Annotated in this window: 19 protein-coding genes; 10 read left to right on the forward strand and 9 right to left on the reverse strand. The window is 42.3% G+C overall.

Features of this window, described 5'->3' with window-relative positions; translation table 11 throughout:
- The first annotated feature begins 2 nt into the window (after positions 1-2).
- Genes ABD894_RS20585 through ABD894_RS20595 form a run of 3 tightly spaced genes read left to right on the forward strand, consistent with a single transcriptional unit; the run spans position 3 to position 2327 of the window.
- Positions 3-461: an NUDIX domain-containing protein gene (locus ABD894_RS20585; protein ID WP_345212960.1), complete on the forward strand. Its 459-nt coding sequence runs from the start codon at positions 3-5 to the stop codon at positions 459-461.
- Positions 448-1713, forward strand: a complete 1266-nt coding sequence (gene bioA / locus ABD894_RS20590; protein ID WP_345212961.1) for an adenosylmethionine--8-amino-7-oxononanoate transaminase — start codon at positions 448-450, stop codon at positions 1711-1713. Before ABD894_RS20585 ends, bioA begins: the two co-directional genes overlap by 14 nt.
- A gap of 5 nt (positions 1714-1718) precedes the next feature.
- A complete protein-coding gene (locus tag ABD894_RS20595; protein ID WP_345212962.1) occupies positions 1719-2327 on the forward strand; it encodes a hypothetical protein in 609 nt (202 codons plus the stop codon).
- A gap of 628 nt (positions 2328-2955) precedes the next feature.
- On the opposite strand, the gene ABD894_RS20600 is transcribed toward ABD894_RS20595, so the two are convergent.
- From ABD894_RS20600 to ABD894_RS20615, 4 genes are all read right to left on the reverse strand, one after another.
- Positions 2956-4824, reverse strand: a complete 1869-nt coding sequence (locus ABD894_RS20600) for an LTA synthase family protein (protein ID WP_345212963.1) — start codon at positions 4822-4824, stop codon at positions 2956-2958.
- Between the two features lie 76 nt (positions 4825-4900).
- On the reverse strand, positions 4901-5548 hold the full coding sequence (locus tag ABD894_RS20605; RefSeq protein WP_345212964.1) for a DUF4412 domain-containing protein: 648 nt from the start codon (positions 5546-5548) through the stop codon (positions 4901-4903).
- A gap of 58 nt (positions 5549-5606) precedes the next feature.
- Positions 5607-7706 (reverse strand): ComEC/Rec2 family competence protein, encoded by a 2100-nt coding sequence (locus ABD894_RS20610; RefSeq protein ID WP_345212965.1) that lies wholly within the window; start codon positions 7704-7706, stop codon positions 5607-5609.
- A gap of 52 nt (positions 7707-7758) precedes the next feature.
- Positions 7759-8094: a MerR family transcriptional regulator gene (locus ABD894_RS20615; RefSeq protein ID WP_345212966.1), complete on the reverse strand. Its 336-nt coding sequence runs from the start codon at positions 8092-8094 to the stop codon at positions 7759-7761.
- 305 nt (positions 8095-8399) lie between these two features.
- On the opposite strand from ABD894_RS20615, the gene alaS reads away from it, so the two are divergent.
- Positions 8400-11051, forward strand: a complete 2652-nt coding sequence (gene alaS / locus ABD894_RS20620; RefSeq protein WP_345212967.1) for an alanine--tRNA ligase — start codon at positions 8400-8402, stop codon at positions 11049-11051.
- Positions 11052-11281: 230 nt separating this feature from the next.
- Here alaS and ABD894_RS20625 read toward each other — a convergent pair whose 3' ends face one another.
- Positions 11282-11824 (reverse strand): hypothetical protein, encoded by a 543-nt coding sequence (locus ABD894_RS20625; RefSeq protein WP_345212968.1) that lies wholly within the window; start codon positions 11822-11824, stop codon positions 11282-11284.
- Positions 11825-11965: 141 nt separating this feature from the next.
- On the opposite strand from ABD894_RS20625, the gene gatB reads away from it, so the two are divergent.
- From gatB to ABD894_RS20640, 3 genes are all read left to right on the forward strand, one after another.
- Positions 11966-13438, forward strand: coding sequence for an Asp-tRNA(Asn)/Glu-tRNA(Gln) amidotransferase subunit GatB (gene gatB / locus ABD894_RS20630; RefSeq protein ID WP_345212969.1), 1473 nt, complete (start codon positions 11966-11968; stop codon positions 13436-13438).
- The gene (locus ABD894_RS20635; protein ID WP_345212970.1) at positions 13435-14559 is read left to right on the forward strand and encodes a peroxiredoxin family protein; all 1125 of its coding nucleotides are present in this window, start codon (positions 13435-13437) and stop codon (positions 14557-14559) included. Before gatB ends, ABD894_RS20635 begins: the two co-directional genes overlap by 4 nt.
- 93 nt (positions 14560-14652) lie before the next feature.
- Positions 14653-15342, forward strand: coding sequence for a response regulator transcription factor (locus tag ABD894_RS20640; RefSeq protein WP_345212971.1), 690 nt, complete (start codon positions 14653-14655; stop codon positions 15340-15342).
- 61 nt (positions 15343-15403) lie between these two features.
- On the opposite strand, the gene ABD894_RS20645 is transcribed toward ABD894_RS20640, so the two are convergent.
- The gene (locus tag ABD894_RS20645; RefSeq protein ID WP_345212972.1) at positions 15404-15880 is read right to left on the reverse strand and encodes a hypothetical protein; all 477 of its coding nucleotides are present in this window, start codon (positions 15878-15880) and stop codon (positions 15404-15406) included.
- 196 nt (positions 15881-16076) lie between these two features.
- Here ABD894_RS20645 and ABD894_RS20650 point away from each other — a divergent pair, with 196 nt between their 5' ends.
- The gene (locus ABD894_RS20650; protein WP_345212973.1) at positions 16077-16796 is read left to right on the forward strand and encodes an RluA family pseudouridine synthase; all 720 of its coding nucleotides are present in this window, start codon (positions 16077-16079) and stop codon (positions 16794-16796) included.
- A gap of 155 nt (positions 16797-16951) precedes the next feature.
- Here ABD894_RS20650 and ABD894_RS20655 read toward each other — a convergent pair whose 3' ends face one another.
- Positions 16952-18346 carry an arginine decarboxylase gene (locus tag ABD894_RS20655; RefSeq protein WP_345212974.1) on the reverse strand — a complete coding sequence of 465 codons (1395 nt, stop codon included), beginning with the start codon at positions 18344-18346 and terminating at the stop codon, positions 16952-16954.
- A 555-nt stretch (positions 18347-18901) separates the two neighbouring features.
- On the opposite strand from ABD894_RS20655, the gene ABD894_RS20660 reads away from it, so the two are divergent.
- The gene (locus tag ABD894_RS20660; RefSeq protein ID WP_345212975.1) at positions 18902-19600 is read left to right on the forward strand and encodes a hypothetical protein; all 699 of its coding nucleotides are present in this window, start codon (positions 18902-18904) and stop codon (positions 19598-19600) included.
- Between the two features lie 155 nt (positions 19601-19755).
- The gene (locus ABD894_RS20665) at positions 19756-20265 is read left to right on the forward strand and encodes a hypothetical protein (protein WP_345212976.1); all 510 of its coding nucleotides are present in this window, start codon (positions 19756-19758) and stop codon (positions 20263-20265) included.
- 25 nt (positions 20266-20290) lie between these two features.
- Here the strand turns inward: ABD894_RS20665 and ctlX are convergent, their stop codons facing one another.
- Both ctlX and ABD894_RS20675 read right to left on the reverse strand, forming a co-directional pair.
- Positions 20291-21217, reverse strand: a complete 927-nt coding sequence (gene ctlX, locus ABD894_RS20670; protein WP_345212977.1) for a citrulline utilization hydrolase CtlX — start codon at positions 21215-21217, stop codon at positions 20291-20293.
- A 220-nt stretch (positions 21218-21437) separates the two neighbouring features.
- The gene (locus ABD894_RS20675; protein ID WP_345212978.1) at positions 21438-22874 is read right to left on the reverse strand and encodes an arginine deiminase family protein; all 1437 of its coding nucleotides are present in this window, start codon (positions 22872-22874) and stop codon (positions 21438-21440) included.
- Positions 22875-23101 lie beyond the last annotated feature (227 nt).

Here is a 23101-nt window from a genome sequence, read left to right on the forward strand (position 1 = left end):
CCATGAGCAAAATAAATTTACGGGTTTACGGCTTGCTGATCAACAGCGATAATGAATTGCTGATAAGCGATGAGCAGGAGTACGGCATGAGGTTCAGCAAATTCCCTGGTGGGGGATTAGAGTATGGTGAAGGATTGATAGACGGCCTTAAGCGTGAGTTTATGGAAGAATGTAATATGGAAGTGGAAATATTGAGCCATTTTTACACTACGGATTTCTTTATAAAATCGGCCTTTGCCAATCACATAGATACGCAACTGATCAGCGTGTATTACCTCGTAAAAAATGTTGATCCGTTTAACCTGGTCATGAAAACCACGGCATTTGATTTTGATGGAGAGGGCGAAGCCTTGCAGGCCTTTCGCTGGATAAAAATTAGTGAATTGCAACCTGCTGATGTAACCTTTCCGATAGATCAGCACGTGGTTAAACTGTTAAAAACACAATATGAACTTAGCTGAAAGAGACTTAAAAGTAATATGGCATCCTTATACGCAAATGCAAACCGCCAAGCCACCTGTACCCATAGTACGCGGCGAGGGCGCTTGTTTGTACGGTGAGGATGGCAAAAAATATATCGACGCGGTATCGTCGTGGTGGGTAAACATACATGGCCATGCGAACCCTTACATTGCTCAAAAAGTTGCCGAGCAATTATTGCAATTAGAGCATGTGATCTTCGCCGGGTTTACGCACCCCGCGGCTGTTGAACTGGCCGAGCGGCTGCTGGCTATTTTGCCTGACAATCAGGCAAAAGCCTTTTATTCTGATAACGGCTCTACCGCAGTTGAAGTAGCCATTAAAATGTGCCTGCAATACTGGAGCAACCAGGATAAACCGGGCACAAAGATACTGGCCTTTAAAAACGCCTATCATGGCGATACCTTCGGTGCCATGTCGGTAAGCGGGCGCAGCGCTTTCACGGCTGCTTTTGATAGTTTGTTGTTTGAGGTGGAGTTTATCGATCTGCCAAATGAAGATAATATTGGCAATCTCAAATCTCACATCTCGTCTCTCAAATCCGATCTCGCTTGCTTCATCTTCGAGCCATTGGTACAAGGTTCAGCAGGGATGATCATGTACGAGGCTAAATATTTGGATGAACTGATGGCGCACTGCCGTGAGGAAGAAGTACTCACCATTGCTGATGAAGTATTTACCGGGTTCGGGCGCACAGGCAAATCATTTGCCTGCGATCACCTAAACACCCAGCCGGATATCATGTGCTTTTCAAAAGGACTTACCGGCGGCACTATGGCTTTCGGTTTAACCACCTGTACGCAGGCCATATATGATGCCTTTTTAAGCTACGATAAGTTGAAAACCTTATTTCACGGACATTCTTATACCGCTAACCCGGTAGCCTGCGCGGCAGCTTTAGCCAGTTTAGATCTGTTTTTGGATAACGCTACCGCGGATAATATCAACAGGATAGTAGCTGCCCATACTAAGTTTGAAGAAAAGATAAAACATCACCCTAAAATAAAAGCCACCCGCCAAACCGGTACCATACTGGCTATAGAATGGGAAACGGGCGATAATACATCGTACTTTAGTTCGCTGCGCGATAAGCTGTACCATTACTTTTTGGATGCCGGAGTTATACTGCGCCCGCTTGGTAATATTATTTACATTTTACCTCCTTATTGCATTAGCAACGATGAGCTAAACTATATTTACCGCAAAATTGAGGATGCCCTCGAAGAAATTTGATCCCTATGGAACTGAACACAATTTTACCAAACATAATTGCCGATAACCAATTACACGCCCGCTGGTTAAATACGCTTTCGCTGATGGAAAATACCGGCGCACGCAAAATATCTGCCAGTGAGGATCCGATAACGGTTACCTATATCATACTGAAGCATGCCGCCGAAGAACACCGCCATGCTTTCTACCTCAAAAAACAAATAGAAAAAACAGGCAACGATTTATGCCCAACTTACGCTGCCGAATACCTGCTGGCACCGGCTTACAGTAAATATTATTTGAACCAGTTGGATGTAGAGGTTTGCCGTTATCTTAAAAAAGAACTTGGCCTTTCAGGAAAAGAATTGCGTTTCGCAGCTTACTTGTTAGTTACTTACGCCATTGAAGTGCGTGCCGATGAATTATACCCAATTTACCAGGACGCGCTGGATGCAGTAGGCAGCAAAGTAAACGTAAAATCTATCATACTGGAAGAAGAAGGTCACCTCGAAGAAATGATCAACCAACTTCAGCATTTCTCAACCGACTGGCAACTCCACGCCGACAAAGCCGTAACCATAGAAACCAAACTGTTTGGCGATTGGGTAAATGCTTTGGGAAATGAGTTGAATTGAGTTGTAGGTTGTGGGAGGGGGAGGTTCCGGGTTCGAGGTTTCAGGTTCCGGTTTTTAGTTTTTTAATCTTCCCGGCTCTTGCGGACTTGAAGCCCATGAGTAAGCATGTTGGCGGCTTTCACCTGCCGGATACTCGTATATTTCACCTTTGACAACTTTTTAAAAGTTGTCAAAGGTTGATTCTTGAAAATGCATTCTCCGCTGTCGCGAGTTTAGTATAGCGTAACTCGTGACGAATGCATGGCGTAAGCTTTCAGCTTACATACTAAATACGTATCTATTGTACAGCGGCGGGACGCCGCGGGATAGTCGTCACTCGGCCGTAGCCGTAGCGACTGCGGAAGTGTAAAAGTTTGCATACCGATAGGCTAACTCACCCGATCTTCGCTTCGCTCGACCACCCTCTCTACTTCGTAAAGAGGGAATTTAATAAGTGTATTTTTATCGCGATTTCTTTTTACCCTCTTTTTCGCTTGCGAAAGAGAGGGTCGCCCAGCGAAGCGTAGGCGGGGTGAGTAAAATCGTTATGGAAGGTATAGCCAGAATCGGTTCAGCTGATAAAAAGCCAATCGAATAACAGATGTTTCGTACCTCAACATGACAGTGGATGGTGAGGCTGATAATCCACTTACAGCTTCATATACTCCGTAAATATCTGCTGCATAAAAGCTTTGCCATATTGCAAAGTGCTATCAGTGAGTTGCTTATTTTGGTCTTTGTTCTGAATAAATATCACTTGCTGACCGCCGCTATCGTACGATACTACCTGGTTAGGCTGCATAAAGCCAAAACCGTTATCCCAATCGAAAAACGCAAATGGTTTGGAATAGGGGTTCAACAGGTTTTTCGACCACTTGAACTGGTTATGCGGCAAATCAAGCTGTGCAAGCAGGGTAGTGGCAATATCGGTTTGGTTACCGAGTTTATTGATCCTTTTACCACGGTATTCGGGTTTTATCACATCGCCAAAAAACAATAGCGGGATATGATATTTTTCAGGCTCGAACGGGTCAGCATTGTTGCGTGGTAAACGGTGACCATGATCGGCCACTAAAATAAACAGCGTGTTTTTGTACCAGTCGTATTTTTTAGCCAGGTCGAAATACTCTTTTAAACTGGCATCGGTATAATAAGCCGTGCTTCTGAATTTATTACTCAAATCATCTCCCGGAAAATGCGGCGGAACAGGCAACTCAAAAGGTTCGTGGTTGCTCAACGTTTGCACGTAAGAAAAGAAGGGCTGCTGCTGGCCTTTTAAAAACTTGATGTTCTTTTTCAGTACTACATCGTCATGCGCTCCCCATTTGGAGTTCATGTCCTTTTGCTCAAAGTTCTTCTTGTCTATCAGGTTGTCTATCTTATGGCTTAACAGGTAAGCCTTAAAGTTCATAAACTCGCTTTCGCCGCCGTAAAAATAGGAGGTAGGGTAGCCCAGTTTTTCAAACACGTTACTTAATGCAGGCAGGCGTTCCTGTTTGCCGTTATCAACAACTATGGTACGGATAGCCTGCGATGGAAAACCACTCAGTATGGCAACAATGCCCTTATCGGTACGGTCGCCGGCAGAGTATACGCTATCAAACAATACCCCTTCATGGATGAAATTCTCAAAGTTTGGCGCGTCGCCTTTTTCACCGCCTAATGATTCTATTACATCGGCCGTATAACTCTCCAGTTGAAAAATGACAATATTGGGGCGGTTAGTGGTAAGTATGTGCGTAGTGCTGTCGCGCTCGACCTTATACATACTATTCACCAATGCCGTTGCTTCGCCCGGGTGCATAAAAACATAAGGATTATATGGCGTTTTAAAATTTTCAACCGTGTTATGCAGCAGGTTCCATTCGGTATTGAGGGCGCTTTGGTTAAGGATCTGTTTGTCCGAAAAATAAGCCATACTTTGGTTCATGGGGGCTACCTGCAAGCCGCCGCGTACCACCAGTACATTTAAGCCAACAAGCAAAAGTGCTAAAAAAGGTTTTGCGTAAATGGAAACCTGCGGCTTTTTAAAGTTGTAATCGATAATTACATGCGATAATAGGATGCCCGATGCCAGCAGGAAAGCACCGATAAGCAAGCTAAAGCCGATAGGCGATGAGCCGGTAGAAGCAACTGCTTCTGATGGTGAATGATAAAAGGTATCAAATACCCTGAAAATGATCTTGGTACCCCATTCCCTAAAGATATTCAGGTTAAGAATAGCGATCAGCGAGATGATGAATATGCAGAAGTATACGTAACCCCTTAAAAAAATGGGCCTAATGTAGCCTCTCGGAATAAACCAGTTAATAATAAAAGCCAGCAGGGGAATAGCCGAAATATAAGCGGCGGTAGAAAAATCGATACGGACACCGTAGAGGAAGCTTTGTATGATTTCGCTGACAGTAACGTTCTTGAACTTGTCAATAAAATACAGTTCAAAGGTAGCTCGGGTGATTACCGAGAAGACTACCCAAAATATCAGGAAACGGACAAAAGTAATTAGGCTCTTTAACATTGAGGCGCAAAAATAGCGAATTACCTCAATGTTAAAAAGCCTTTATTAAATTGTTAATCAGTGATGACAGTAATTCTTAGTTACCGCCGCCACCCATTGCTTTAAGATCTGAAATGGTTACTTTTTCAAAGTCGGCCGGTATAGCGAATATGCCTGCCGGTACTTTATCACCTGTAATTGATTTCAGGTTGATGTTAATGGCTTGTCCCATTTGTAAAGTAGTGAACTGAACCGGTATGCCACCTGCTTTTTTAAAGTGGGTGCTCATCATGTTGGTAGGGATGGTAATATCATTAGTTACCCAGGCATCGTAGTTGCTGCCGCTTTTGGTATCTTTTACAGTTACTTTTTTACATTTAAAACCATTGATCACTTTGGTTTCGGTAGTAGGGGTGAAAGTAAAATCAGGTGATTTTGATTTAAAATCTTCCAGTTCGGCAGGGGTAGCTATGGCCGCTTTTTTAATTGATGCAACAGGTACGTCAACTAATACCGCGAAGAAAGTGCCTTCGTTGGTGCCGATAAATTTAATATCTGCCGGGCCTTGTTGCATGCTGTATGCGCTGCTATCGCCTTTGAAATATGTTTTGGCATCAATAGTGCCCTGCGGCGACTCAATAGTATAGGTAATAACACCTTCTTTATACTCTTTTTGCGCACTTGCGCTCATTACAGTGGCGGTAAGCGCTAAGCCCAGAGCAGCCGAGAAAAATTTGATATTCATGGTTGTTGTTTAATTAATACAATGTAGGTTTTTTATACTTGTATAGCAATTATATTTTTCAATTAGATGGGGCTATAAATGATTTGTTACGCTTGAGCAGATAATATTTTACATGATGCACTCGTGCCGCGTTTACCAATTCATTTGTTAACTTTTTCCCGTTATCGGCAGCTATAATAAGCATTTTGCAGCTATTGTTATGTAATAAAGAAGCAATGTCAATTTCAGGATTACCGCTGACATAAACGTAATGGACATTTATATCGCTTGCAGGCAAGCGGTTAGCAGCATGGGTAAGCATTAAAATATTCAGCGATCGAAATTTTATCAAGCCAGCGTTTTTATAGGTGAAGTCTGTTTTTACATTACTATCAATGTTTGCCAATGTTGTAGTGGCTACCTTACTGCTATCCAAATAGGGCTGTACCGAATATTGATAGCCTTTATCATCAGCCGGTATATCGGTAATTACTACGGCCTCACTTCCCTGCCTTAACACGATGCCGGTATGCTTGCGCAGATTTAAAAAAGCCACATCACTGCTGCTGTAAGCGCGATATTTTTTATAGCTGATACTGATGCAAAATAACAGAAGCAAACCAATACCGGCTTTTAACAGCTTGTGGTTTTTATTGTAGATGAAATAAAAGCCTGTGATGATGATGGCATACAGCAACAAATATTCGGCAGTGGTAAGCCACACTTTGCTGATGCTGGCGAAAGGCGCATGCTCTACAAAGGCCAACACACGGTTCATCAGTAGTATTAATTGCTCGGTAACATAAGCCAGCCACTTGCTGATCAGCCAATGCTCGGGCAGTAACAGGCAGGCAATCCCGGTATACATAATAGCTGCCGATGGTATCAGGATGAACAGGTTGCTGAATAAAAAGTAAACCGGTATTTGATGGAAATAATAAGCGCTTAGCGGAAAGGTGATCACCTGCGCGGCTATAGATATCGAGCATAACAGCCACAACTTATCCAGCCACTTATTTTTTACTTGTATCCATTTATAAATAACAGGTTGCAAAACAATTAAACCGGCAACGGCAAGGTACGAGAGTTGAAAGCCTACATCGGTAATTAAAAAAGGATCGAACAGTAAAAGCGCGAAAGCAGAAAAGCCCAGCAGGTTGAGCGTATTGATATACCTGCTGTAAGTTTTACCCGCCACAATAAGCGACAGCATTACCGCTGCCCTGCATACAGGCGGCGAAAACCCGGTGAGTAAAGCATAATACCACACCAACATGATGATGATACATGTCCGTATCAAACGGCCATGCTTATATCTATCTAAAAACGATAACAGAAAACCCAACACCAAATACACCAAACCCACATGCGCGCCCGATACAGAGAGCACATGAATGGTGCCCGTTTTTGAATAGGCTTGCAAAATATCGTTACTTAAATCGGCTTTGTAACCGAGTATGAGCGTAGCTGCTACAGCCGCCGCATCCGGATTATGGATGTTTGCTTTTAGTTTTTGTACCAACCGCTGCCTTAAACGCAAGGCGTAACTGATGATAGGATTGCCTTTATTTATATCAAGCACTCTGTACTGCCCAGGGTAGAGGTAGGCCTGGTGATATATATTCTTATTGGTCAGGTACTTTTTGTAGTTGAACTCCGCCGGGTTAAATGGCGGGTCAACCTCGTTATAATTGGACGGGATCAGCAATATATCGCCATAATATAAGCTGCTCGCCGCGGTATCTTTTATTGAGATCAGCAATTGTCCAGCGGTGTTTTGTCGCTTATTGCCATTTATACTTTGTATTACGGTGGCGGTGAATTTGTACAGATCGTTCTTTAATACAGGTTCACTGTTGATCTTTACAATGAGGCTACTGCCGGTATACTTAGAAAAGTGGAGTGGATCATTAAGCTGTTTGCTGCGGTTAGCGTTAAAAATGCCTGCCGAAGTGAGGGTAAACAAGATCAGCACACCGCCCAGCCAGCGCATTTTATAAATGCCCAGCTTTTTATATGCTAAATTAAGAATGACGAATACAGCCGAAAGCAATAAAAACGCGATCCCAAACAACCATACCGGCGCGGCCGATAAACAGCCAATGCCAAAGGCGATACCCAGCAGGTAGGGGATCAATAAAATTATAAATGGAATTTCGCCTTTATGACCGGCAATCATATCTGTTAGCCCTGGTTTGGTTGCCGATAAAGATATGTTTTAGCCTCCGGAATTAGAGCTGATCGCGCACTTCGAGCAGGAATTTTTTCAGGTTATCCAAAGCATCTATCACACGCTGATTATCTTTGGTATCGCCCATATTATTTTTAAGGTGCTCTTTTGCGCCGTTAAGTGTATAGCCTTTATCGCGTATCAGGTGAAAGATCACCTTCAGGTTTTCAAGGTCTTCGGGGGTAAAGTAACGGTTGCCTTTTTTGTTCTTTTTGGGTTGCAGAACATCAAACTCTTTCTCGTAAAATCTTATTAACGATTGATTTACATCAAACATGGCCGATACCTCACCCATGGTGTAGTACATCTTGTTTATTTCACGTTCTTTGTAAGGCATGTGCAAATGTAATTATTTTTTGTTTCAGTCCGGAAGTCAGCAAGTCCGGAAGTCCGAAAGAAATTTTAAGTTTTGGAGCTCGAAAGATGAGACACCCGGAAGAAATATTTTTGCAGTGCATTTTCTTTTGTCACTTTTTCTTTGCTTCTCAGACTTTTTCTATCTTTCGGACTTACTGACTTTTCCGTCTTCCCGACTTTCGGACTTCAGACTTTTTCTATCTTCCGGACTTACTGACTTTTCCGTCTTCCCGACTTTCGGACTTCCGCACTAATAACTACCTTTGCACTCCAAATATTTTATAAATGACTGCTAACGAAATACGTCAGGCTTTCCTGGATTTTTTTGCTTCTAAGGGGCATACTATTGTGCCTTCTGCGCCTATTGTTATTAAAAACGACCCCACCCTGATGTTTACCAACGCGGGGATGAACCAGTTTAAAGAAATATTTTTAGGTGAAGCGCCTGCGAAAAGTCCGCGTGTGGCAGATACGCAGCGCTGTCTGCGTGTATCGGGCAAGCATAACGATCTGGAAGAGGTGGGTATCGATACCTATCACCATACCATGTTCGAGATGCTGGGCAACTGGAGCTTTGGCGATTACTTTAAAAAGGATGCCATTGCCTGGAGCTGGGAACTGCTTACCGAAGTTTATAAACTACCTAAAGACCGCCTGTACGTTACCTATTTTGAGGGCGACGCAAAAGAGGGTTTGGAAAAAGATACCGAAACTTACGAGTTATGGAAAACCTACGTTGACGAAGCGCACATACTGCCCGGCAACAAAAAGGATAACTTTTGGGAAATGGGCGAAACCGGTCCATGTGGCCCGTGCTCTGAAATTCACTTTGATAGCCGCCCCGATAGCGAGCGTGCCGAAGTAAGCGGCGCTACGCTGGTGAATGCCGATCACGATCAGGTGATCGAAATATGGAACAATGTATTCATGCAGTTTAACCGTTTGAAGGATACATCGCTACAGCAATTACCGGCCAAACATGTGGATACCGGTATGGGTTTCGAGCGTTTAGTAAGGATACTGCAAGGTAAAACTTCCAACTACGATACCGACGTTTTTCAACCGATGATCCAGTTCATCGCGGAAAAATCAGGCAAACAATACAATGCAAAATCAGTACCCGGCGATTCCGATTGGAACGAAGCCGTAGCCATGCGCGTACTGGCCGACCATATCCGTGCCATCAGTTTCGCTATAGCCGATGGGCAACTGCCATCAAACAACAAAGCAGGCTACGTTATCCGTAGGATATTACGCAGGGCTGTGCGTTATTCGTACCAATACCTTGGCTTTAAAGAGCCTTTCTTTAACCAATTGGTGCCTTTATTGGCTGAACAGTTTAAGGATGTGTTTACTGAATTATATAGCCAGAAAGATTTTGTACAAAAGGTGATTTTGGAGGAGGAGATTGCATTTTTAAGGACATTGCAAAATGGTATCAGAAGGTTTGAAGAAATAACAACAGTGTCTTTAACTGATGCTGAAAAAAACACAATCACGGGTCAGGCCGCTTTTGAGTTATCAGATACTTACGGTTTTCCGTTGGATTTAACTGAATTGATGGCTCGTGAAAAAGGTTGGAAAGTTGATATTGAAGGTTTCAACGATGCTCTTCAAGAGCAAAAATCTCGCTCCCGCGCAGCTACCGCTATTGATACCGGTGACTGGACGGTGATCCGCGATGAAGAGGCTGTAATATTCACAGGTTACGATGAAACAGACAGCATTGCCCATGTGGTAAAATACCGTAAGGTAACCGCTAAAGGTAAAGATCAATACCAGCTGGTATTAGATAAAACACCTTTTTATGCAGAAAGTGGTGGCCAGGTTGGTGATAAGGGCGAACTGGTTTTCCCTGACGGGGAGATCATTTATGTTACCGATACCAAAAAAGAGAACGGCCTTACCGTTCACTTTACCGATAAATTGCCAACGGATATTAACGATGCGCTTACCGCCATTGTTGAGTCATCCCGCAGGCATAGTACCGAGAGTAACCACTCGGCAACGCACTTGTTGCATGCCGCTTTAAAACAGGTATTAGGCAGCCACGTAAACCAAAAAGGTTCGTTGGTAAATGCTGAATATCTGAGGTTCGATTTTTCGCACTTCAGTAAAGTTACCGATGAAGAATTAGCGCAAATAGAAGCTATTGTAAATGCGAAGGTACGCGAGAATGTTCCGCTGAAAGAAGAGCGTAACGTACCGTATCAGCAGGCGATAAATAGCGGTGTTACTGCTTTGTTTGGCGAAAAGTACGGCGATTTTGTACGGGTGATAACTTTCGATGATACCTTCAGCAAAGAGCTTTGCGGTGGCACGCATGTAAAAGCAACCGGACAGATCGGTTATTTTAAGATCATTTCTGAAAGTGCTGTTGCGGCAGGTGTTCGTCGTATTGAGGCTATTACCGGTATTGCTGCCGAAAACTATATCAATGCTCAAACCAAATTGGTAACAGATATTAAAGAGCTGCTGAAAAATCCGAAGGATCTTTCAAAAAGTATCGAAAGCCTGTTGGAAGAAAATGTCAAACTGAAAAAAGAACTTGAAAAAAGCGTGCTCGAAAAATCATCCGGTTTAAAAAATGAACTGGCCGAAAAAGTAGAGAATATTAACGGTATCAATTTCATCGCCCAAAAAGTGGCGCTGCCAAATGCCGATGCGATAAAGAATTTGGCTTATAACTTGAAGGACATAGTACCAAACCTGTTCCTGGTGCTGGCTGCCGATATTGAAGGAAAACCAAACCTTACGGTAATGATCACCGAAGAACTGGCGAAAGAGAAAGGCCTAAACGCAGGCAACATCGTCCGCGAACTGGCCAAAGAGATCCAGGGCGGCGGCGGCGGTCAGCCATTCTACGCCACAGCAGGCGGTAAAGATATCACCGGATTAGACAGGGCTCTTGAAAAAGCAAGGAGTTTTGTAGCGTAGATATTTTTATTTAACTACATAAGAAAGGGTTGAAAACTTAAAGTTTTCAACCCTTTCTGCTTAATGATCTGTAGAAATAACGAAATGTTATAACCACTTTATTGAATGGAGGTATGTTAACTCCGTACTACACTGTCATGCTGAGGAACGAAGCATCTAATAAACGCTTGATAGGAGTAACGCATAATAGATTCTTCGTACCTCAGAATGACAGTTTGGGGGATTATCAATTAATGCTTTCCATGTCCTCCATGCCCGCGGTTTACCACATGTACCCGGTTAACTACACGTGTATGGTTTACTACTCGCGGACGTGATACATAGCGTGTTCGGTTAACCACTCTTGGGCGGGCTACATAATGTGTTCTGTTTATTACCCTGGGGCGACTTACATACCTGTCGCGTACTACAACGCCGTTGCCGCGGTAGCCGCGGTATTTAACGTAACGGGTGCGGTCGTTATTAAAATAACGGTAAGGCCTATCGCGGTAAACCGCTACTTTATAGCCATTATTAATGTTGTAGGTGTTGTAACGCACCGGTAACGATCTGCGCCATACCCAGTTGCCGCCATCTAAGTAAACGTACTGGCGTGTTGGGGCATAATAATAGCTCTCTACTTCGGGCAGGTAATAATAGTTAACGGTACTGTATGCGGGCGGCGGTGTCCAGGTGCCTATATTAACGCTTAAACTAACTTGTGCTTTGGTACTGGTGTAAGTGGCTGCAAGCAAAACTGTAGCTGCAAGCAAGCCTTTAAGAAGGTTTTTCATGTTATCTGTAAGTATCTGTTTTATATGTTGGGCATTAATCAAACTTTGTGCCTATTTAATTGACAATGCTTTACTAAAAAGGTTTAACTTTATATATTTGGGGCTTTACAATCAGTAAACAAAAACTGAATACTATTTTCTATGACAGTTCTTACAGGCGCACAGGGTGATAAATATGAATTGGTGGTTGGTTTAGAGGTGCACGCGCAGTTATCAACCAACAGCAAGATCTTTTCGCCCGATTCGGCAGCTTTTGGCGCTGAACCCAACCACCACATTAGTGCCATATCATTAGGGCACCCCGGTACTTTACCTTTTACCAATAAAAAGGCGGTAGAGTACGCGGTAAAAATGGGTTTGGCCTGTAATTGTAATATCAACCTTAATAATAGCTTCGCCCGTAAAAATTATTTTTATGCCGATCTGCCCAAAGGTTACCAGATCTCGCAAGATCAGGCACCTATATGTTTGGGTGGTTCGGTAAAGGTAAAGCTGGCCGACGGCAGTACTAAAACGCTTACGCTGCACCACATCCACATGGAAGAGGATGCAGGCAAAAGCTCGCACGATAACCACAGTACTGATTCGCTTATAGACCTGAACAGGGCAGGGGTACCGCTGATAGAGATCGTATCCAACCCTGATATCCGCAGCAGCGAGCAGGCCGTTCAGTTCCTTACCGAAATTCGCCGTTTACTACGTTACCTCGATATTTGCGATGGCAACATGGAAGAAGGCAGTATGCGTTGCGATGCCAATATTTCCATCCGTTTAAAAGGCGCTACAGAGTACGGCAACCGCTGCGAGGTGAAAAACCTTAACTCTATACGTAACGTACAGCGTGCCATTGAGCATGAGTTTGCCCGCCAGGTAGAAGTGATAGAAGCAGGCGGCCATATCGACCAAAATACATTGAATTTTAATGCCGACACCGGCGAAACATCGGTATTACGCTCAAAAGAAATGGCGAACGATTACCGCTATTTCCCGGAGCCCGATCTGCAACCGATACGCTTAACGGTAGATTATGTAAACAAGATCCGCAAAAGCCTGCCGGTTTTACCGGCCGAACTTTACGAAAAATACACCCAAACCCTGGGCCTTTCAGATTATGATGCCTCGGTAATTACTGCCGATAAAGAGGTGGCCATGTATTTTGAAGAACTGATAAAAAATACATCTAATTATAAAGCAGCGGTGCACTTACTGATGGGGCCGGTAAAATCGCACCTTAACGAAACCGGTAAGCATATCAGCGACATTGGGCTGAAGGCGGGTAACCTTGCCGGGTTGATCAAATTGATTGACGATGGCCTGGTAAATAATACGGTAGCCTCGCACAAGTTGTTCCCGGCTATGCTGCACGCGCCCGATAAAACAGCCGAAGAGCTGGCTAAAGAACTTAACTTACTTATCAGTGCCGATACCGATGAACTCGACCAGTTCATCCGCGAAGCGATAGCGAAATTTCCTGATAAGGTAAAGGAATACCATAAAGGCAAAAAAGGCGTTTTAGGCTTATTCATGGGCGAGATCATGAAACGCTCGAAAGGGAAGATCGATCCGCAGAAAACCAACCAGCTATTAGTAAAAGAGTTAGAAGCCTCAAAATGAGAAACAGCTTAAAGTATATCGCCATTGTTTTAATCGCCGCGTTTGTATCATCGTGCGCGCATGATGAAAATAGTTTTCATATTGCAGGCAAATTAGCAAACCCCGGACCGATAAAAACAGCGTATCTGCTTCGTTTAGATAGTACCCAGCTTACAGTTGTTGATACAGGTAAATTAGATGAAAAGGGAGAATTTGAACTGAAGTATTCATCGGCTTACCAAAACTTGTATAAAATACGTTTGGCCGAAACATCATACGATCTGATAGCCAAAAATGGCGATGATATTACCTTTTCAACAGAATTTGCTAATGGAAAAGGCCCTGTTAATATTAAAGGCTCTGAAGAGGCGAAAGAATTGGAAGAGTTCAATAAAATAAGTAATTTTTGGGGTAATAAAAACTCCCGTCTCGGACTTGAATATGAGCAGGCAACACAAAAATTGAGTAATAAAGATTCTTTACTCGAAGTTTACCGCCCTGTTTTTCAAAAAAATGTAAGAGATTACGAAAAAGAAATTATTGGCTTTATTAGTAAAAATAAGGAGAGTTTTACGGCATTTTACGCATCTACCTCTCTCGATCCGCGCGAGAATGAACAGCAATTAGTTGCTTATGCCGATGCTATAAAAGGGAAATTTTCAGATAACCCTTTCGTGCAGAAGTTCCTTAAACAAATGGCAATCATAAAACCTGTGTCTGTAGGGCAAAAGGCTCCGGACTTTACTATTCCCGGACTTGATGAAAAACCTATTAATTTAGCCGATTATAAAGGTAAATATGTAATGATTGATTTTTGGGCTTCGTGGTGCCCGCCTTGTCGTAAAGAAAATCCTAATATTGTAAAGCAATACGCTATTTATCACCCCAAAGGATTTAATATACTTGGCATATCACTTGACGATAAGGTACCGGCCTGGAAAAATGCTATCGAAAAAGATAAATTAACATGGAATCATGCTTCTGATTTAAGTAGCTTTAATGGACCTGTTGAGCGTCTTTATCAAATAGAATCTATACCTTCAAACTTTATTATTGACCCACAGGGAGTTATCGTTGCCAAGAATATAACCGGGGTGCTACTTGAAGATTTTCTTAAAAAAACGTTTAATAAGCCTCAATAAATTGTTAATATATCGTGATACTTAACAATTTGTTAATATTAGGTTAACTATTTACTTCAATTAAGCGTATACTTTTATGCAAAAATTTAACGGATGAGTAACACTGCCAAACAAAAGATTTTAATTGTTGATGACGAACCGGATATATTGGAGTTGATTGAGTACAATTTAAAAAAAGAAGGTTATCAGGTATTTTTGGCACATAATGGCCAGGAGGCGGTAACTGAAGCTAAACGCTCACTGCCCGATCTGATAGTTCTTGATATCATGATGCCTAAAATGGATGGTATTGAAGCATGCCGTATTATGCGCACCATGCCCGAGTTTAAAAATACCTTTATGGTGTTTTTAACTGCCCGCAGCGAAGAATACTCAGAAATTGCCGGTTTTAACGTAGGCGCTGATGATTACATAGCTAAACCTATAAAACCACGCGCGCTGGTAAGCCGCATCAACGCTATATTACGCCGTAACGCCCCGTCTGAAGATGTGGTAGATAACAAACTGGAAATTGGCGACCTGGTTATCGACCGCGAAGCTTATTTGGTGTACAAAGCCGGCGAGCGTATTGTATTAGCTAAAAAAGAATTTGAATTATTATACCTGCTGGCCTCAAAACCGGGCAAGGTTTATACCCGCGAAGTTATCCTGAAAAACATTTGGGAAGACTCAGTGGTAGTAACTAACCGTACTATCGATGTACACATCCGCAAACTACGCGAAAAACTTGGCGACGATTGCGTATCAACCGTAAAAGGTGTTGGTTACAAATTTGGCGCTTAAGCTGTGAAAATATTAAACAAAAAATGGATGGTATCAATTACCATCCATTTTTTGTTTACAGCTATTTGCTTGCTGCTGGCTTGCGTTTGGTTGTTGTGGCTTTTGCAGCTACTGCTTTTTTAACAACGCTTGTTTCTGCTTTGGTCTTTGTGGTTACCGCTTTCGCTTTGGTTGCGGCATCGGTCTTTATGGCTTTCACTTCTTTTTGAGACTTGGCTGTAGTTGCTTTAGCTTTTTCGGTTATGGCTTCGGCTTTGTCGGCTGCTTTTGCTTTTACATTGGCGGCAGTAGCTTTGGCCTTCGCGGTGGTATCAGCTACTTTTTTGCTTGCTGCTGTTTTGGTAGCGGCAGTCTTTTTGGCCACGGTTGCTTTCTTTGCCGTAACTTTTTCTTTCAGTTCTTCTATTTTATCGCCGGCTTTGTCCGATAGTTCTGCGGCTTCATCTTTGGTGCCTTCCCAAATATGACTGATCGTTTCTTTCACCTTTTCGAAAAAACCTTTTTCGTCGTTAACAGGTTGAGTTGATTTAGTACTCATGGTATGTATGCTTTAATTGATAGATTAATTTGTTGATTATAAAATATTTAACAAGTGGTGCTGGGCTTTTGTTTTATTGGTGATATAGTGACAATAGTTAGCCTTGTCAGCGGTTTATTTTGCGGTAGCAAAGCCGATTAAAGCAACCGCGTGCGGTATAAAATTAAAAGCGTATTTTTGCAGGCTATAATAAAATATGAAGATCCCAAAGTTTGCCGACCTGATACTATTTGAGAACGACGACCTGATTGTGGTTAATAAGCCACCTTTCATCAGTTCGTTAGATGAGCGTGAAGGCGGAGAGATAAATATGCTGCGCCTGGCGAAGAATTATTCGGACGACGCGCAGATATGCCACCGCCTGGATAAGGAAACCTCCGGTGCCCTTATAATAGCCAAGAACCCCGAAGCATACCGCTCTGTATCTATGCAGTTTGAAAGGCGCCAGGTTAAAAAAGTATATCATGCCGTAATTGATGGTACGCATGTGTTCGAGAACCTGTTTATTGACCTGCCTATACTTAACGTAGGTAAAAGCAGTGTTACCATCAGCAGGCAGGATGGTAAACGTGCCGAAACCTGGTTCAACTCCCTAAAGTACTATAAACACTATACCCTGGTAGAATGCCGCCCGGTAACAGGTCGTATGCACCAGATCCGGATACATTTAGCCACACAAAGGGCTTCTATAGCGGGAGACGAGATGTACAAAGGTCAGCCCGTTTTTCTGTCGAAACTGAAACGTAAATACCATTTAGGTAAAGAGCAGGAAGAGCTGCCCATCATGAAACGCTTTGCGCTACATGCCTACGAGGTAAGCTTTAAACTGTTCAACGGTGAAGAAATAACCATCCACGCGCCATACCCTAAAGATTTTGAAACGCTATTAAAGCTGCTGGATAAATTTGACGCGTAAGGGAAGATGATTGAGTGATATTGATTGATCAGTGATATAAAAAAGGAAAGAGCGAAAACCTGTGGTTTTCGCTCTTTCCTTTTATGCTTACTTAGTGACTAATGACCCAATGCCCAATGACTTAATCACTCATTCACTACTCACTAAATCACTAATTAAGTAGTGTATCCGAGTATTTTCAATACTTGCTTGCTGTTTTGTTCTTCGCCGAATACTTCGAAGTTGAATGTTTCATCGCGGTTGCGGCGGATAATTACATGCTTGGGCGATGGCAGCAGGCAGTGGTGTATACCACCGTATCCGCTTAATACTTCCTGGTAAGCTCCTGTGTTAAAGAAGCCAAGATATTGCACCTTACGGGTTTTAGGCATGTACACACTGTTCATGTGGGCTTCCTGGTTGTAATAATCTTGTCCGTCGCAGGTGATACCACCAAGGTTAACACGGTCATACTCCGAATCCCAGTTGTTCACCGGCAGCAGGATGTATTTTTGGTTGAGTGCCCAAACGTCAGGAAGGTTGGTAATGAAAGAGCCATCCAGCATCAGCCATTTTTCCCTGTCGTTCTGTTGTTTACGGCCAATTACCTTATATAATATACCCGAAGCTTCGGCTACAGTATATTTACCAAACTCGGTAATAATATCCGGTTCAATGGTATCGTGCTCGGCACAGATTTCTTTAATACGGCTTACAATCTCGTTGATCATGTACTCGTAATCGAAATCGAACACCAATGAATCTTTAAAAGGCATACCGCCGCCAATGTCTAAAGTATCCAGATCAGGGTTTACCTTTTTAAATTTGCAATACAGGGTAACGTATTTTTCCAGCTCGTTCCAGTAGTATGGCGTATCAGATATACCCGAATTGATAAAGAAGTGCAACAGCTTCACCCTGAAATTAGGGTTCTTCTCAATTTTGTTGTGGTAAAAGTCGATAACATCCTCCATACGTACGCCTAAACGCGAGGTATAGAACTGTGAATCGGGCTGCTCTTCTGCCGCTATACGAATCCCGAGGTTACAAGGCGTATCCATCTCGATCTCGTCATCGTAAATGTTAAATTCCTCCTTGTTATCCAGCACCGGTATGATGTTTGTAAAACCATCGTGCAGCATATCCACAATATATTGCTTGTACTGGAAGGTTTTAAAACCGTTGCAAATCACGGTGATATCTTTTGTTACAGTACCTTTTTTCTCCAGTGTATCAATCATCGGCATATCAAAGGCTGATGATGTTTCCAGGTGGATTTCGTTCTTAAGTGCCTCTTCAACAATGTGTTTAAAGTGCGAACTTTTGGTGCAATAACAGTATTTATAACTACCGCGATAGTTGTTTTTAATTATGGCCTGCTGAAATAACAGCTTGGCCTGCTGTACTTTCTTCGAAATTATTGGCAGGTAGGTAAAACGCAGCGGAGTACCGTACGTTTCAATCATCTCCATCAAATTAAGATCATGAAAGTATAATTCATCATCTATTATCTCAAAACCATCCTGCGGGAAACCTACACTTAGGTCAAGAAATTCCTGGTAACTCTGCATGTTATAAAATTTTGGCAAAAATGTAAAATTCAAACGGATTTTTCAGCTATTTATTAGGCCTAATTTTATAGTTGAAATGTAATTTGTTTTGTGTCCAGTTTTTGTGCGGATTTTTCGCCTCATTATGATGCCAGTTATATGAAAATGAATGTTTGTAAGGTGCTTATAAATAATATGTTATGTAGGATAGTTTGCAAATGTTATGCTTTATACTCCCAAAGTTTTTTAAACAGCAGAAAGTGTACTTTAAAGAAGCTTTAAACGTATGTGGATAAAGAAACTGGCAATATCTCTCAATCGAAGCCCCAAAAAATGATTTTTCTCATGTCTAAGGCGATAAACAGGTCGACAAGTTTTTTGATTTTTGACTTTTAACTTTTAAATTAAGCTTCGCTCATGCTTCATCCCATCCCGCGCTGTGAGTTTTTCACTGCAATCCCTAACGCGGCATGACGGATACAACATTTTTATAATCAGCACTAATAACAAAAACTTAACAAACAACAAGTGCCCATGTTGCGTTAATTTTCAAAACGAAACAAACTCATTATGAACATGAAAGCAGCATATTCAACCATTATTGCTTTTACACTTTTGTTGGTAACTGCAAGTTTTACAAGCGGAGTAAAAACATTTTCAATGGTAGCGCCTCCTGTGGAAGGTTGGTTTTTCCGGGCCGTTAGTGGCTACCCGGCAGCTATACGGTTTGAGCCCGTAGTATTGTTTAAGAACGGCGACTTTTATGAAGTAAGTGACGAACCCATCGATCAGCTTAACATAGCCGAATCAAAAAGTAAAACCCCCAAGGTTTGGGGCAAGTGGCGTAAAAGCGGCGAAACCTATTACCTCACCAACAGTAAAGGCCAGGAGCACGATTATAAATTGGGTAATGGAAACTGGTTTCCGGCCTATCCTTATACAGGTGCAGTCAAACTGAAAAAGGGCTATCAAAAGGTAAGCGGCGGCGATTACGGCAACGGACTTAATACCTTATCCATAGCAAAAATAAATTTTGTAGATGCCACGCATTTCACCGAAGGCAGCAATACCGGGGTATCAACACCCGCTGCCAAAGCCTGGAATAAAACAAGCGCCGCCGGTACCTATAAAGTTTACAATAATACCATTGAACTTACCTTTACCGATGGCAAAACCGTTAAAAAATCCTTCGCTTTTGGTGCTTCAGGTAGACCGGCAAAAGCAACCAACACGATGATATTTATTGGCGGTGATGCTTATACAGATACGGAATAATAACCAAAACATTTTGGCAAAAAAAAACAATAAATGTGCTTTGTATTAATACAGAGCGCATTTATCATTATAAAAAGATTTATAATGATTTACTTGATATAAGTAATTGTAGAATGCATATTTGATATCTGCATAACTCTTAACACTATCAAAAAATGAACAAAATGCTGATCGCTATGATGCTGATGCTTAATCTACATAACAGTGATCAATCGTTGGATATAAGCGACATTATCAAAAAATCAGAGAAAATCGCTTCTGTCAAATTCGATAAAGACGTCATGGATAATAAATATACCGCCAAAAAGTGGGTGGTATGTAACAGGTTCGTGAAAAACAATGATCTCAGCAATATTTTGCAAGATGCCAATAAGGGTGAATGTGTTGACAGCACGGCTTCATACAGTTTAAATATCGACTCATATAAACAAAGCGAAACCACCAACCCCATATCCATGAAAGCCGATGAAGATTTTAACTATGTTGAAGTAGTTACACCTTGTTATGATAAAAAAAGGAATGTTTTTACAACTATCTTATGGATCAAAGATAAAAGCTATACAAGTGGTTTCTGCATATTGGTTGATTACAAAGTGGTTAAGAATAAGTGTATTTTTATAAAAGGCTATCCGATGGTTATTTCTGACATTCAGCAAATAGACTGACTTGCCTTTATATTTTTCAAAAATTTTATTTTAATGCTGGCAAATGTACTTCCGCCATCATGCACCTCGCGCTGCCGCCGCCAAGGGTTTCTATAGTGTTGATGTCGGCATACACAGGCTTACTGTAGCTGCTTAGTAACTCTTTCTGTTCGTTGTCTAACGAGTCCCAGGCGCTTTTCGACATCACCAGCAAGCTTTCGCCGTCCTTGTTTTGTATTTCGAGCATGTTCCCTGCAAAATGGTTCATCTGCTCAAAACTGATCGGGATGATCTCTTTACCTGTAGAAGAAAAAGCGTCGATCACCTGTTCCAGTTCGTCGTCGTTGGTAATGGTATCCAGGCATATCACCACATATTTACTGCCCATTGCCATCAGCACATTGGTATGGTAAATGGCTTTGCCATTTTGATCGAAAGCATGGAACAATACTGTTTTATAACCCGACTGCTCACTAAACGCCTGTAAAACATCCTCATTAGTACGTGGCGAAATGCAGGCATAAGCGATCTTGTTTTCACGATCGAGTACCATACTGCCGGTACCTTCCAGAAATTTATCCTCCAGCTCGTAGCGACTAAGGTCGTTAACATGGGCTACCTTAAAATTATCTTGCAAATCTCTTAAAATATCCTCGCGGCGCTCCAATCTGCGGTTTTCGGCCTGCATAGGGTATAAGTACATAGTGCCGTCATCATGAAACGATACCCAGTTATTAGGAAAAATAGAATCGGGCGTGTGTGGCTGAGGTGTATCATCAACCACAATTACATTAACACCGGCATCGCGCAGTATTTTCACAAAGCTATCAAACTCATGCAAGGCTTTGGTCTGTGCATCCTGCTGTTCCGCATCGCGATTTTGAAAAGCGTTACTATCAGCCGTTTGCTCGTTAAACCCGAAATTAACCGGGCGAATCATTAATATGTTGGAGGTGGTTTGCATGTTGGTCATTTGTCTGAACCGGAATTTTTAGAATTTATGAATTTACAGAATGAACTTAAATGGTTAACAGGATAGAGTAATAGTTGAAATAGAAAAATTCTGTTCATTTCTTAATTCCCCCAAATTCTGGTTCGGACAATATTATGAATTTACAGAATGAATGAGAATAGGGATACAGGCAAGGAATAAAAAAAAATCTGCCAATTCCTTAATTCCCCCAAATTCCGGTTCAGACAACTGCCTCTCTCCACAGCGGCATACTCATGCAATGGAAACCACCGCGGGCGCGTGAAAGTTCGGCCGAGGGCATCAGGATGAGGGTATCGGTAAGGGATTGCGGGTCGAGTTCGTTGTTCTCAAATTTCTGCAGCAGTTCATCTACCTTAATAATGGTAAAGCCGTTCTGCTTAAATGCTTCTACGGTTTTGTCGTTGCGGTCGTACCCTAAAACAACTCCCTCTTTGAGCGCCAGCAGATTGCACGAGTCTGTCCATTGCTCACGGGCATCGTAAGGGAAGGTATTATTGCCCGAGTAAATAAACTTGGTATCGCCCTCGCTGCCAAAATCTTTTTTGCTGATATCTGATAAGAGGTGCTCAATATTGTCGAACGTTTTTGGTCTTTTACCTTGCCTGAACTGTACTATTTCGGGTTTTTCTTTCAGCTTTTTGTCGGCAAACCAATTGGCCGGGCCTTCTTCTTTAACAGGTTTATCGGCCACAGCCAGCGAATGTAATACCACCCACATATCACGTTTTACCTGGGTAAAAACGGTATCGATGTGCATATAGTCGCGCTTATGCGGTATTTTAACTACGGTTACTTTCTTAACCATATCGTTTTCAAATAAGAGCTTTATGGCTTCATCGGCACCGCTGGTTGAAGTACGCTCGCTGCAACCTATAATTAAATGCTGCGGACTCACCATCATTACATCGCCGCCCTCTAAAGTGGTTTTGGTATCGGTATCCTCGCCTGGGCGTAAAAAGTGCTGCACCGTTTCGGGAATCTCCAATATATTATCCCTGAATTTAACGAACAGCGGATGGTTAAAAAAGATATATCGCACCAGCAAACTCTCGCGGAAGCGGGCTTTTTTTGCAGGTTTATTCAGCAGTATATGGTTGTTAACGGCAATCCCCAAGTCCCTCGAAAATATAAGGTTGGGGATAGGGGCAAATATCATTTCATCATCATTCAGCGAGCCGGAGATGAAAATTTTGGCCAGTTCAATAGGAGGGGTGTCTATCAGCTTTAACTGTAAACGATAATTGCAGCCCTCAATAGCACAAACCGAGGCCACGAGTTTCTTGCGGATATCGGTTTCTTCTAAAATATCGCTTAACAGGGTTTGCAGCTCAATTACCTTGGTTGAGGCATGAAAGTTTTTATTATCGGGTTTGTAAAAAGAGCGGTCTTTACCCAGTTGCTTTAGTTTGCCTTTAATTTTATCAGGATCGAGAAAGTACAGCAACAGCTTAACGTAATAGTCGTATTCTTTTTTGCGGAGGGTATCCAGGTGCACTATATCCTCAAAAAGCCAGTCTTGCGCTTTTGAGGGCACCACTTTGCCAAGACCGCTATCGGGGCTGTGTATGAGCAATGCGCGCAGGTTGCCTATCTCTGAAGTAACATCTATTTTAAAATCTTTATCGTTAAGTGTCATACAGTTTGTAAACAACAAATCTATTCAGAAATTATCAATAAAATATCATGCGGGTTTAACTCACACTGTCTACTTCGTGCGTAAAAGCAAAAGGCTGAAAGGTAAAAGGATAAAGCAGAAAGGCAAAAGTCGGAAAGGTTAATGACTGATGACAAAATGCCGAATGACAAAAAACTTTGCGCAGCAGAGAAGGGTGTCGAGCGCAGCGATGACGGGATGAGTCAGCA

The organism is Mucilaginibacter gynuensis (genome assembly GCF_039541195.1).
GTDB classification, from domain to species: Bacteria; Bacteroidota; Bacteroidia; order Sphingobacteriales; family Sphingobacteriaceae; genus Mucilaginibacter; species Mucilaginibacter gynuensis.

What these genes read in the sequence shown, in the direction of transcription:
- ABD894_RS20650 (WP_345212973.1), top strand. Translation starts at nt 16,077, where the DNA reads ATGAAGATCCCAAAGTTTGCCGACCTGATACTATTTGAGAACGACGAC.
- ABD894_RS20635 (WP_345212970.1), top strand. Translation starts at nt 13,435, where the DNA reads ATGAGAAACAGCTTAAAGTATATCGCCATTGTTTTAATCGCCGCGTTT.
- ABD894_RS20610 (WP_345212965.1), bottom strand. Translation starts at nt 7,706, where the DNA reads ATGATTGCCGGTCATAAAGGCGAAATTCCATTTATAATTTTATTGATC.
- bioA (WP_345212961.1), top strand. Translation starts at nt 448, where the DNA reads ATGAACTTAGCTGAAAGAGACTTAAAAGTAATATGGCATCCTTATACG.
- ABD894_RS20600 (WP_345212963.1), bottom strand. Translation starts at nt 4,824, where the DNA reads ATGTTAAAGAGCCTAATTACTTTTGTCCGTTTCCTGATATTTTGGGTA.
- ABD894_RS20625 (WP_345212968.1), bottom strand. Translation starts at nt 11,824, where the DNA reads ATGAAAAACCTTCTTAAAGGCTTGCTTGCAGCTACAGTTTTGCTTGCA.
- ABD894_RS20660 (WP_345212975.1), top strand. Translation starts at nt 18,902, where the DNA reads ATGAAAGCAGCATATTCAACCATTATTGCTTTTACACTTTTGTTGGTA.
- ABD894_RS20585 (WP_345212960.1), top strand. Translation starts at nt 3, where the DNA reads ATGAGCAAAATAAATTTACGGGTTTACGGCTTGCTGATCAACAGCGAT.
- ABD894_RS20665 (WP_345212976.1), top strand. Translation starts at nt 19,756, where the DNA reads ATGAACAAAATGCTGATCGCTATGATGCTGATGCTTAATCTACATAAC.
- ABD894_RS20640 (WP_345212971.1), top strand. Translation starts at nt 14,653, where the DNA reads ATGAGTAACACTGCCAAACAAAAGATTTTAATTGTTGATGACGAACCG.
- ABD894_RS20675 (WP_345212978.1), bottom strand. Translation starts at nt 22,874, where the DNA reads ATGACACTTAACGATAAAGATTTTAAAATAGATGTTACTTCAGAGATA.
- ctlX (WP_345212977.1), bottom strand. Translation starts at nt 21,217, where the DNA reads ATGACCAACATGCAAACCACCTCCAACATATTAATGATTCGCCCGGTT.
- alaS (WP_345212967.1), top strand. Translation starts at nt 8,400, where the DNA reads ATGACTGCTAACGAAATACGTCAGGCTTTCCTGGATTTTTTTGCTTCT.
- ABD894_RS20605 (WP_345212964.1), bottom strand. Translation starts at nt 5,548, where the DNA reads ATGAATATCAAATTTTTCTCGGCTGCTCTGGGCTTAGCGCTTACCGCC.
- ABD894_RS20595 (WP_345212962.1), top strand. Translation starts at nt 1,719, where the DNA reads ATGGAACTGAACACAATTTTACCAAACATAATTGCCGATAACCAATTA.
- ABD894_RS20645 (WP_345212972.1), bottom strand. Translation starts at nt 15,880, where the DNA reads ATGAGTACTAAATCAACTCAACCTGTTAACGACGAAAAAGGTTTTTTC.
- ABD894_RS20655 (WP_345212974.1), bottom strand. Translation starts at nt 18,346, where the DNA reads ATGCAGAGTTACCAGGAATTTCTTGACCTAAGTGTAGGTTTCCCGCAG.
- gatB (WP_345212969.1), top strand. Translation starts at nt 11,966, where the DNA reads ATGACAGTTCTTACAGGCGCACAGGGTGATAAATATGAATTGGTGGTT.
- ABD894_RS20615 (WP_345212966.1), bottom strand. Translation starts at nt 8,094, where the DNA reads ATGCCTTACAAAGAACGTGAAATAAACAAGATGTACTACACCATGGGT.